Below are 11,647 nucleotides of genomic sequence, written 5' to 3'. Positions count from 1 at the left end.
GGGCGTGCCCCCCGTCCGGGTACGTCCGTCCCAGCACGTCCGTCCAGGCGTGCCCCCGTCCGAGCACGTCCGTCCGGGCACGCCCCCGTTCGAGTAAGCCCGTCCCCGCACGTCCGACCACGCCATCGCACCCCTCAGGGAGTGACCACGTGCAGCCCCCTCACGCCCGAAGCGCCTCCGGGTGCCGCCGGTACACCCGGCTCGGCGCCCTCGCCGCCGCCGCGCTCGTCCTGCCCACCGTCGCCGCCGCCCCGGCGGTCTCCGCGCCCACGGCGGTCGCCGTCGCGGCCGACGCGCTGACCGTCCGGCCCGACCCCGGTTACCAGCAGCCCGCCTTCGAAGGGTGGGGCACCGCCCTCGCCTGGTTCGCGAACGTCACCGGCGGCTGGCCCGACGAGCGGCGCAACGCACTCGCGGACGCCCTCTACGGCGCGGACGGCCTCGGATTCACCGTCGCCCGCTACAACATCGGCGGCGGCGACAGCCCCGAGACCGTCCCCTACATGCGGGCCGGAGGCGCCGTACCCGGCTACTGGAACCGGCCGGGAGCCGAGTCCCCCGACTGGTGGGACCCGGACAACCCCGCCCACTGGAACGACGCGGCCGACGCCAACCAGCGCTGGTGGCTCTCCGCCGCCAAGGCCCGCGGTGCCGACACCTTCGAGGCCTTCTCCAACTCCGCCCCGTACTTCATGACCCGCAGCGGTCTCGTCTCCGGCGCGACCGATCCCCGGCAGGACAACCTCCGCGCCGACCAGTACGAGCGGTTCGCCGCCTACCTCGCCGGTTCCCTCCGGCGGGCCGCACAGGGCTCGGGCGTCACCTTCGACTCGATCTCCCCGGTCAACGAGCCGAACACCGACTACTGGCGGGCCGGCGGTCGCCAGGAGGGCTCCCACTGGGAACCCGCCTCGCAGGCCCGGATGATCAGCACGCTGCGCGCCGCACTCGACGCCCGGGGTGACACCACCCCGATCGCCGCCATGGACGAGACGAACCCTTCGACGGCCCGCGCGAACTGGGAGCAGTACGCACCCGCCGTCCGCGACTCGGTGGGCCGGATCAACACCCACACGTACGGGACGGGCGGGCGCACCGGAGTCCGCGACATCGCCAAGGGCGGGGCCACCCCGCTGTGGATGTCGGAGGTGGACCTCGGCGGCAGCGTGCCGCAGAGCTTCACCGACATGAGTCCGGGGCTCGACCTGGCCCGTCGTATCAACGACGACATCAGGGAACTGGAGCCCAGTGCCTGGGTGTTGTGGCAGGCCGTCGAGGACTACGAGAACATGACGCCGGGCCGGGAGAACTCCAACTGGGGCCTCATCCAGACCGACTTCACTCCCGCCGACGCGGCCACCGAACCGATCCGCAAGAACAAGAAGTACGGGGTGATGGCCCAGTACAGCCGGTTCGTCCGGCCCGGCGCCCGCGTCCTCGCCACCGACGACCCCGACACCCTCGCGGCGGTACGGCCCGGCGGGCAGGGGCTCGTCCTCGTCCACACCAACAGCAGCGGGACGGACCGCGAACTCACCCTCGACCTCGACGGTTTCGCCACCGTCGGCGGGACCGTCGAGCGATACACCACCGACGCGACCCGGGACGTCCAGCGCGGTACGGACCTCGCAACGGCGGGGAGGACGGTGAAGGCCACCGTCGGCGCCGGCTCCGTCACCACCTTCGTCATCCCGGGCGTCACGGGAGTCAACACCGCCGCCACGAGCGCGCCCGTCGGCGCGGCCCGGCAGATCCTCAACGACCACAGCGGAATGGCGCTCGCCGTCACCACCGTCGCGGGGCAGGACCTGCCGGTGCAGCGCACGTCGAACCCGGCGGACACCGCGCAGCAGTGGACCTTCACCAAGCTCTCGGCGACGGACTGGGGCAGCGCGGCCACGTACCGCGTGACCAACGCCAGGACGGGCAAGGCGCTCGCGGTGTCGTCCGGGACGCTCGGCTTCGCGGCCCCCGGAACCGGCGCCGAACAGCGGTGGATGCGTTCCACCACGGGCGACGGCCACGCCACGCTCGTCAACAGCGCGTCCGGCCTTCTCCTGGACGTCTTCGGTGCGGCGACGCACGACGGGGCCGAGGCGGGCGTCTACCGGCCGACGACCGGGGCCAACCAGTCCTGGACCTTCCGCCCGGCCGCGCCCGGGGCCTGGCGGGCGCCGGTGTTCCGGCACAGTTCCAAGTGCCTTGACGTGGTGGGCGCTTCGACGGCCGACGGCACGTCCGTCGTGCAGTACGGCTGCAACGGGGGAGCGAACCAGCAGTGGGCGCTCCGGCCCACCGCGACCGGCTACGTGAGCGTCGTCGCGCGACACAGCGGCAAGTGCCTGGACGTCAGCGGCGCTTCGACCGCCGACGGCGCCCAGGTGTTCCAGTACACCTGCAACGGTGGTCGGAACCAGGAGTGGGCGGTACGGCAGGCCGCCACCGGCCACGTCGCCCTCGTGGCGCGACACAGCGCCAAGTGCCTGGAGGTGGCGGGGTCTTCGAAGGCCGACGGGGCGGCCCTTCGGCAGTCCACCTGTACCGGTGGCACGAACCAGCAGCTGCGGTTCGGCTGACGGGCGGGGCGCGGCCGTGAACGCCGAAGGGGCGGCGTCCTCCGACATCCGGTCGGAGGGCGCCGCCCTCGGGCGGTCCGCATCAGAGGCTGCGGGCGGTGATGTCGCCGTAGGAGGTGGTGGCGCGGAGGGTCAGTGCGGTGGTGCCGGTGTTGGCGAGGGCGTTGTGGACGCGGCCGTAGGCGGTGCCGGCGTCGAGGGCGGCGGAGACGCCGCGGGCGGCGCCGACCGTGATGTCGCCCGCGGCGGTGCGCAGGACGACGGTGCCGCCCATGGCCTCGTCGATGCGGAGGTCGCCCTTCTGCGTGTTGATCTCGGCGGAGCCGCCCAGACGGCCGACGGTGATGTCACCGGCGAGCAGGGTGAGGTGGGCGCTCGCGGTCTCGTCGAGCTTGACCGGGCCCTGAGCGCTCTCGAAGACGACGTCGCCCAGGCGTCCGACGCCCCGGAGTTGGGCGGCGGCGCCCTTGGCCTCGACGCGGGAGCCGGCCGGGAGCTGGACGGTCACCTCGACCGATCCGTAGTCGCCGAGGATCTTGTTCTTCGCGGGAGCGCCGACGATCCGCAGGACACCGTCGGCGAACTGGACCGAGACCTGCCCGGCCGCCTTCACGTCGGCGCCCTTGGCGGCGTTCAGGGGCCGGACGTCGACGGTGACGTCCTCCCGGTCGGCGGCGATGAGCTGGATACGGCCGGCCGGGATGTCGAGGACGGCGGCGATGGCGGCGGTGGTGGCGAACTTCTGCATGATGCTGCTCCTTCGTCCTGGCGGGCCGCCCTTGCGGCGGCCCGCTGTTTCCGATGAATGAAAAGCTACGTTGCGTTCACGTGTCTGGCAACAGGATCGTTGCGTAGAATCCGCATCATTGCAGGTGAGAGTGGCAAATTCATTGCAATGGGCAGGTGCTTAACGCAACACGTCCACTCCCTTCCGTTGCAATGGAATGGTGGTGAACGCTATGGTGGGGTCCCCAAGGACCACGAAGGAGACCCGATGCCGGGAGGCAGGCTCACCCAGCAGGAACGCCAGCAGATCGCGCTGGGATTGGCGGACGGCCTCGCCTATGCCGAGATCGCCAGGCGTCTCGACCGTCCGACGTCGACGATCACGCGTGAGGTCATGAGGAACGGCGGCCCGACCGGCTACCGTTCCGACCTCGCCCACCGGGCCACCGAACACCGGGCCCGTCGCAAGCAGGCCACGTCCCGGGACCCGAAGGCGCCCGTGCGGGCCGACGGGCGCGACGCCGAAGCGGTGCGCGAGTTCGAGGAGGTCTTCACGACCGTCCTCATACAGTCGGGGACGCCCAAGATGATGGCCCGGGTGATGGCCTGTCTCTGCCTCACCGACTCGGGCAGCCTCACCGCGTCCGAGCTCGTCCAGCATCTCCAGGTCAGCCCGGCGTCCATCTCCAAGGCGATCGCGTTCCTCGACAGCCAGGGGCTCGTCCGTCGTGAGCGTGACGAGCGCCGTCGTGAGCGCTATGTCGTCGACGACGACATCTGGTACCAGTCGATGATGGCCAGCGCCCGCGCCGCTCTCCAGATCGTCGAGACCGCACGCCAGGGAGTGGGCGTCCTCGGTTCCGGCACGCCGGCCGGTGCCCGCCTCGAAGGCATCGCCCGCTTCCTCGAGTTCGTCTCCGAGAGCACCGCCCGAGCCGCGGAGCAGGCCCGCTCGATCCTCTCCACGAAGCCCGCGACGACGAAGCCGGAGGGGGTGACGCCCGAGGCGACGCCCCCGGACGGCGTCGCCTGAACCGGGGTGCGTGGATGCGGGCGTCCTGGATCCCCGGGGGATCAGGACGCCCGCCGTTGTGGAGTCCTACTCCTCCGTGGGGCCGAGGTCCGGCGTCGCGCGGAACGTGACCGTACGCGCCCGGTGACCGGCGTGGAGTTCGAGGACGACGAGCTCGTTCGTGCCGGAGCGCAGTACCGGGGCGGGGACGTACAGGGAACGCTGCGGCCCCCGGGACCAGTAGCGGCCCAGCGGGAAGCCGTTGATCCAGGCGTTGCCCTTGGTCCAGCCGTCCAGGTGGAGGAAGGTGTCGGCGGTCTCGTCCACGTCGAAGAGGGCCCGGTGGAAGGCCGGCCCGACGGGCGTCGCCGTGGTGGGGGCGAAGGGGATGCCGGCCGGGTCGGTCAGGGGGAGGGGGCGGTTGGTCCAGCCGGCGAGTTCGACCCCGTCCAGGAGGACCTGCCCGAGCAGGCCCTTGCGGTCGTGGATGCCCTGCCCGTAGTTCACCCGTCCCTGGTTCTCGACGAGGACGGTGAGGACGCTGCCCGCCCGCGGCACGGTGAACGCCAGTGCGTGCTCGTGCTGTTCGCGCTCCAGGACGCCCACGGGCTGCCCGTCGACGAACACCTGGGCACGGTCGCGTACCTGCTCGATCTCCAGGAGCGCCGGGCCCCTGACCGGCAGCGTCGTCTCGTAGAGGACGAAGCCGAAGTCCTGCTCCAGCTCCTCCATCGTGAGCGGGCGGCGCGACTCCACGGCCGACGGGGAGAGCGCGGCCGCGTGCGGCAGCAATGCGGCACTCTCCGTCAACGCGAGTGCGGGGAGAGTGAGTTTGCGGCCCGGAGCGGGTGCGGGCCCGCTCGGGACGGGGGCGTACTTGGCGATGACGTCACGGAAGGCCGTGTACTTCGCCGTCGGGTCGCCGGCCTCGTCGAGCGGGGAGTCGTAGTCGTAGGACGTGACGGTGGGGCGGTAGGTCCCCTTGTCGTTGGCGCCGTTGGTGAAGCCGAAGTTGGTGCCGCCGTGGAACATGTAGAAGTTGACCGACGCGCCGCTGGCGAGCAGTTCGTCCAGCTCCCGGGCGGCCGCGTTCGGGTCCCTGACCACGTGGTGCGCCCCCCAGCGGTCGAACCAGCCGATCCAGAACTCCGATGTCATCAGCGGCCCTTCGGGACGCCGCGCGCGCAGGGCGGCCAGATGGTGGCCCGAGCGGCTGCCGAAGTTGACCGTGGCCAGGACCCCGGGCAGCGCGCCGCGCTCCAGGTCCACCGGCTGGTCGCAGGTGAACAGGGGGACGTCGACCCCGCAGCGGCGCAGGGAGTCCGCGAGGTGCTCCAGATAGGCGGTGTCGTCGCCGTAGGCGCCGTACTCGTTCTCCACCTGTACGGCGAGGATCGGGCCGCCCTGTGAGGCGAGGTACGGCCGGAGCGGGGTGAGCAGGCGGGTGAGGTAGTCGTCGACGGCCGCCAGGAACCGGGGATCGCGGGAGCGCAGCCGGATGTCCGGTTCGGCGAGCAGCCAGGACGGAAGCCCGCCGCCCTCCCACTCGGCGCAGATGTACGGGCCGGGCCTGAGCAGGACGTGCAGCCCCTCGGCGGCGGCGAGTTCGACGAAGCGCGGCAGGTCGAGGCCGCCGTCGAGGCGGAACGTGTCGGGACGCGGCTGGTGGAGGTTCCAGGGGACGTAGGTCTCGACGGTGTTGAGCCCCATGAGCCGGGCCTTGCGCAGGCGGTCGGCCCACTGTCCGGGGTGGACCCGGAAGTAGTGCAGCCCGCCGGACAGGAGCCGGAAGGGTCGGCCGTCGAGCAGGAAACCGGCCTTGTCTGTCTGGAGAACGGGCATGGGGTGGCGGCTCCTGTACTCGGGTGATTGCTGCTACAAGCATGTTTACGTAAACATGCCCACAGGGCAAGACCCACCGGTGCGGAGGCGCGTCGGCGGAGCGCTGGCCGACTCGTCGCGGTTCCCTTCGGACGGCCGGTGCGGGCGACTGCGCCCGGTGGCACCCGACCGCCGGAGTCGGAACCGTGCATGCCAGGCTGATCCCGTGATTCGGCCGGCGATCGTGAGCTCTCTGTGAGTCTCCCGTTCTCATCCTCCGGTCCAGCATCGCAAGACGGGCAGACGACCCCACGCGATGGCGTCCCCCGGCGCCTCGACGTGCTGAGGGACGCCGGTCTCGTTACGCTGCGCAAGGAGGGGCCGTGCCGGCCACCGGGCCCGACACCCCGGCCCGGCTCGTAGAAGAGGCCGAACGAAGCGAGAGGCCCTGATGACGATCCCACCGACTCCCATGGACACCGTCACTCTGGAACGGCGCATCGCCGCCCGCCCCGAGACCGTCTTCGGCTTCCTCACCGACCGGGAGAGGTGGCTGTCGTGGATGGGGGCCGACGGCTCGTTCTCCTTCGAGCCGGGCGGCTCGTACCGCACCCGGGTCACCGGGGAGAACGTCGCCTCCGGCCGCTTCATCACCGTCGACCCGCACCGGCGGATCGTCTTCAGCTGGGGCTGGGAGTCCGGTCCGCTGCCCGTCCCGCCGGGCTCCAGCACGATCGAGATCACCCTCGCACCCACCCCGGACGGCACCCTCCTCCGTATGATCCACAGCGGCCTGCCCTCCACGGAGGCCTGTGAGGCCCACGCGGAGAGCTGGCAGCACTACGTGGACCGGCTCGCGACCCGCGCCGAGGGCGGCGACCCGGGCCCGGACCCCTGGCTGCGGGACACGCCGGAGAGCGAGCGCAACCGTTCGGAGGGCTGAGCGCCCGACGGGGGTGCGGGGTCAGGCGCCCACCGGTACCGGCGTGCGGCCCGGGGCCGTGGTGCCGAGTTCGCGGACCAGTCGCAGGCCGAGTCCCAGGTACGCGGCGAGGTCCGCGCGCGGTGCCTTGCGGACGAGCTGGCGGATCGCCTGCATGGCCTCCCAGGCGGAGGTGTGCGCCAGGGACCCGCCCCAGGTCTCGCCGAGACCGTCCGCGAGGTACGCGCTGAACCCGAGCTGGGGGGCGCCCGCCCGGCGCCGCTCCTCCTCGTGCGCGTCCAGAGCCCGTACGAAGAATCGTTCCGCCTCCACGGGGGGAAGCGCGGAACGGATGATGCGCAGGTACGGCGCGACAAGCGACGCGACCTCGGGGCACTCCCCACCGGGAACGACCTGGTCGTGGAGGACGGGAGCGGCGACGTGTGCGCGTGTCTGAGTCATGCACCTATCGATACGTCATGTCATCGCAGGAACGTCCATGGCGCGCCCACGCGCGACACCGGTTCGCCCCACGGAGGCAGAGGAAGCCCGGTCCGGCACCTGAACAGACGCCGGGCCGGGCCCCAAGACGCGGACCCGCCCGCCGTCAGGCGCTGGTCAGGACGACGAGCTGCCTGGTCGCACGGGTCATCGCCACATAGCGGTCGACCGCTCCCTCGATGCCCACGCCGTACCTCTCCGGGTCGACGAGGACGACCAGGTCGAACTCCAGCCCCTTCGACAGGCTCGGCGTGAGCGACTGCACGCGGGGCCTCGGCCGGAACCGGGGATCGCCGATGACGCACGCGGTCCCGTCGGCGTTCGCGTCGAGCCACTCGTCGAGGATCGCGTCCAGTTCCGCCACCGAGTCGTGGACGACGGGGACACCGCTGCTGCGGACCGACGTCGGCACGTTCGCGTCCGGCAGCGCGGCCCGGATCGCCGGCTCGGCCTCCGCCATGACCTCTTCCGGCGTCCGGTAGTTGATGCTCAGCGACGCCACGGTGATCCGGTCGAGCCCGACCCGTTCGAGCCGCTCCTGCCACGACTCCGTGAAGCCCTGCCTCGCCTGCGCGCGGTCACCGACGATGGTGAAGCTGCGGGACGGACAGCGGAGCAGCAGCATCTGCCACTCGGCGTCCGTCAGTTCCTGTGCCTCGTCCACCACGATGTGCGCGAACGGGCCGGCCAGCAGGTCGGGCTCGACGCCGGGCAGCGCGGCCTCGTCGACCAGGCTGTCCTTGAGGTCCTGCCCCCGCAGCATCGTCACCGCCCCCTCGCCGTCGACGTCGGCGGCGAGCACGTCGGCGATGACATCGGCCATGCGCGCCCGTTCGGCGGCGACGGTGGCCTGCTGCCGGCGCCTGCGCCGCGCCGCCTCCGGGTCGCCGAGCCGCTGCCGCGCCGCGTCCAGGAGCGGCAGGTCGGACACCGTCCAGGCCTGCGCGTCCTCCCGCTGGAGCGTTCGGACCTCCTCGCGGTCGAGCCACGGGGCACACTTCCGCAGGTACGCGGGGACCGACCACAGGTCGCCGACCAGATCGGTCGCCTCAAGCAGCGGCCACGCCCCGTGGAGGGCCCCGGCCACCTCCTCGTCCTGCCGCAGCGCCCGGCGGAACTCGTCCTCCGGGACCTCGTCGCCGAGCTTGCCCAGGAGGATCGAGCCCAGCTCCTCCCAGATCTGCTCGCGCGCCTCGTTGTGCGGCGTCCCCGCCTCCGGCGCCTCGAACGCCTCGGCCCAGTCGCCGGCGGTCAGCCGGACGTCGGCCCAGTCGGTCGAGACCGTCATCCCGTGGGCGGGCGGCTCCTCGTAGAACCGGACGGCCGCCTCGATCGCCCGCACCATGCCGGCGGACGACTTCAGCCGCGCCACCTCGGAGTCCCGCTCGGTCGCCGCCTTGGCGCCCTCGGCGACGAGGTCCCGCACGGTGCAGGTCCGCACACCCTCCTCGCCGAGGCTGGGGAGGACGTCGGCGACGTACGCCAGGTACGGCTGGTGCGGGCCGACGAACAGGACGCCGCCGCGACGGTGCCCGAGGCGGGGGTCCGCGTACAGCAGGTGAGCGGAGCGGTGCAGCGCGACGACGGTCTTTCCCGTACCCGGTCCGCCGTCGACGACCAGGGTGCCGCGGGAGCCCGCCCGGATGATGGCGTCCTGGTCGGCCTGGATGGTGGCGAGCACGTCACGCATCCGGGGCGAACGGCTGCCGCCCAGGCTGGCGATGAACGCGGACTGGTCGTCGAGCGCCGCGTGCTCCTCAAGGCCGTCGGCGGTGAACACCTCGTCCCAGTAGTCCTTGATCCGGCCGCCGCTCCAGCGGTACCTGCGGCGGCTCGACAGCCCCATCGGGTTGGCGTGGGTCGCCGCGAAGAACGGCTCGGCCGCGGGCGAGCGCCAGTCGACGAGGAGACGACGGCCGGTGCTGTCGGTCAGGCCGAGACGCCCGATGTACACGGGCTCCGCGCCGTCGCCGCCGTTCACCCCCTCCGTACCTTCGGTGCCCTCCGCGGCGACGATGCGCCCGAGGCACAGGTCCAGGCCGAAGCGGCGCAGGGTGCGCAGGCGCCCGGTCAGCCGGTGGATCTCCGCGTCGCGGTCCATCGCCTCCCGGCCGGCGCCGCCGGGGGCCTTGCGCGTGGCGTCGAGCCGGTCGGACAGTTCGGCGATCGTCTCTTCGAGGCTCTTCGCGATGGCCGCGAAGTGCCGCTCGTCACCGGCGATCAGAGCCGGGTCGGCCTTGGGGGAGAGGCGGTCGGGAAGGTCGAAGGCACTGGTGCCGCGCGACTGGTCCACCGACGAAAGCACACGCACTGGGTGAGTCTCATTTCTGCAGGTCCGGGGCTGAGGAGAGTGATTCTGCGGTACGGCGGGGGCCTTGCCGCAAGCCCCCCAGTGCGGTATAAGTTGTAAGTGGCGAGAGGTGAGTACACCTTCTCGCCCTTCTTTTTGGCCGCCCCAGCCGCCGGTTTCAGGCGCCGCCGCCGCGGCCCCCGGTCACCCGTCGCTCCTCGACGACGAGGAGAGCGCCCCGCCGTGCCCCGCACACCCGGGCGCTCACCGCCCGCCGGACCGCCGCACTCCGGGCGTACGTCGAGCGCAGGGCCGACGAACTCCTCGGCGCCGCCGAGGAGAACGGCGGCGGTACCGACCTCCTCGGCGGGTTCGCCCTCCCCCCTCGGCACCCGCCCGCGCTGTTCCTCGCCCACGGCGCGCTCGCCCCGCTCGACCACTCCGGGCAGGCCGCCCGCCTCCTCGCCGAGCCCGCGCTCCTCAGGACGGCCGTCCCCGACTCCCGCGGTGCGTCACTGCCTAACGGGGGGAGACCCCGCCGTCGTAGACGTTGTCCGGGGTGATGACCGCCGTGATCGCCCGGGCGAGCAGCGTGGACGGCTCCTGGCCCCCCACCAGGGAGTCGGTGTTGATCATGAGGACCATGGTGGCCTTCTGCGAGGGCAGGTAGACCGTCACGGTCTCGTAGCCGGGGATGGAGCCGTTGTGCCCGATCCAGCCGTCGGCGTCGAAGATCCCGAGGCCGTAGCTCAAGCCGGGGAAGCCGGTCGGCAGCGTCTTGAGGCGCTGCGCCTGCGTCCCGGGGCTCAGCAGCTCGCCGGTGGCGAGGATCCTGGCCCAGCGGCGCAGGTCGTGCAGGTCCGAGATCATCGCGCCGGCGGCCCAGGCCCAGCTGGGGTTCCAGTCGGTGGCGTCCGCGGTCGCGCCGGTCAGCGTCTGGTCGGTGTAGCCGCGGGCGTGCGGCTCGGGGAACTCGGGGCCCTCGGGGAAGAGCGTGTGCCGCAGGTGGGCCGGGCGGAGCACCCGCCGCTCGATGAAGTCTTCGAGCCGCTGACCGGTGACCTTCTCGATGACGAGGCCGAGGAGGACGAGATTGCTGTTGGAGTACTGGAACTGTGCGCCGGGCTTGAAGGTGTTCTTGTGCTTGAAGCCGTACGCGAGCGACTCCTGCGGGGTGAAGAAGCGCTGCGGGTCGCTCAGCAGGTCGTGGACGAAGTCCGGGTCGGCGGTGTACGGGAAGAGGCCGCTGCGCATCTCGGCGAGGTGCCGCAAGGTGATCCGGGGGCCGTTCGGGACGCCGCGGACGTACTTGGCGATCGGGTCGTCGAGGCCGACGCGGCCCTCGTCGACGAGCTTGAGCAGCGCGGTGACCGTGAAGGTCTTGGTCTCGCTGCCGATCCGGACGAAGGTGTCGGTGAACATCGGCTCGCGGGTGACCTTGTCGGCGACCCCGGTGGCACGGACGTAGCTCCCCTTGCCGGGCATCCAGATCCCGACCACGACGCCCGGGATGCCGGCCTGCTTGCGGACGTCGGCGATCGTCTTGTCGAGCCGGGCGGTCAGCTCGGGCCCCAGCCCGCCGGTCGGACAGTCGTCGTCACCGTGCCGGTCGACGACGGCTGCGGCGTGGACGGCGGTGGCGGGAGTCGCCGCCATCGGCGCGAGGACGGAGGCCACGAGGACCGTCGCGGCGAACAGTCGGCGATAAGGGATGCGTCGCATGTCGGCAGACCTCTTCCAGGGTCACGGTCAGGGACGGCCACATCACCACCGCCACCCCGCACGCCGGCCCCCCGCCC

At 72.1% G+C, this 11,647-nt stretch carries 8 protein-coding genes; 3 read left to right on the top strand and 5 right to left on the bottom strand.

Annotation, left to right across the window (positions count from 1 at the left end):
• Window positions 1–149: 149 nt before the first annotated feature.
• Window positions 150–2,576 (top strand): RICIN domain-containing protein, encoded by a 2,427-nt coding sequence (locus AOK00_RS15535; protein WP_055600905.1) that lies wholly within the window; start codon window positions 150–152, stop codon window positions 2,574–2,576.
• An 82-nt stretch (window positions 2,577–2,658) separates the two neighbouring features.
• Here AOK00_RS15535 and AOK00_RS15530 read toward each other — a convergent pair whose 3' ends face one another.
• A complete protein-coding gene (locus AOK00_RS15530; RefSeq protein WP_055600904.1) occupies window positions 2,659–3,324 on the bottom strand; it encodes a DUF4097 family beta strand repeat-containing protein in 666 nt (221 codons plus the stop codon).
• 246 nt (window positions 3,325–3,570) lie between these two features.
• Here AOK00_RS15530 and AOK00_RS15525 point away from each other — a divergent pair, with 246 nt between their 5' ends.
• Window positions 3,571–4,335: a GbsR/MarR family transcriptional regulator gene (locus AOK00_RS15525; protein WP_055600903.1), complete on the top strand. Its 765-nt coding sequence runs from the start codon at window positions 3,571–3,573 to the stop codon at window positions 4,333–4,335.
• A 66-nt stretch (window positions 4,336–4,401) separates the two neighbouring features.
• Here AOK00_RS15525 and AOK00_RS15520 read toward each other — a convergent pair whose 3' ends face one another.
• Entirely contained in the window at window positions 4,402–6,156 is a 1,755-nt protein-coding gene (locus tag AOK00_RS15520) for a glycoside hydrolase family 35 protein (protein ID WP_055600902.1), read from the bottom strand.
• A 451-nt stretch (window positions 6,157–6,607) separates the two neighbouring features.
• Between AOK00_RS15520 and AOK00_RS15515 the strand changes: the two genes are divergently transcribed.
• A complete protein-coding gene (locus tag AOK00_RS15515; RefSeq protein ID WP_055600901.1) occupies window positions 6,608–7,078 on the top strand; it encodes an SRPBCC family protein in 471 nt (156 codons plus the stop codon).
• Window positions 7,079–7,099: 21 nt separating this feature from the next.
• Here the strand turns inward: AOK00_RS15515 and AOK00_RS15510 are convergent, their stop codons facing one another.
• From AOK00_RS15510 to AOK00_RS15500, 3 genes are all read right to left on the bottom strand, one after another.
• On the bottom strand, window positions 7,100–7,519 hold the full coding sequence (locus AOK00_RS15510; protein WP_055600900.1) for a hypothetical protein: 420 nt from the start codon (window positions 7,517–7,519) through the stop codon (window positions 7,100–7,102).
• Between the two features lie 145 nt (window positions 7,520–7,664).
• Window positions 7,665–9,869 carry an RNA polymerase recycling motor ATPase HelR gene (gene helR, locus AOK00_RS15505; RefSeq protein WP_173861572.1) on the bottom strand — a complete coding sequence of 735 codons (2,205 nt, stop codon included), beginning with the start codon at window positions 9,867–9,869 and terminating at the stop codon, window positions 7,665–7,667.
• 498 nt (window positions 9,870–10,367) lie between these two features.
• Window positions 10,368–11,570, bottom strand: coding sequence for a serine hydrolase domain-containing protein (locus tag AOK00_RS15500; protein WP_055600898.1), 1,203 nt, complete (start codon window positions 11,568–11,570; stop codon window positions 10,368–10,370).
• Between the last annotated feature and the right edge of the window lie 77 nt (window positions 11,571–11,647).

Source organism: Streptomyces aureus (assembly GCF_001418135.1).
Lineage (GTDB): Bacteria > Actinomycetota > Actinomycetes > Streptomycetales > Streptomycetaceae > Streptomyces > Streptomyces aureus_A.
This window is presented reverse-complemented; position numbering and strand designations above follow the sequence as displayed.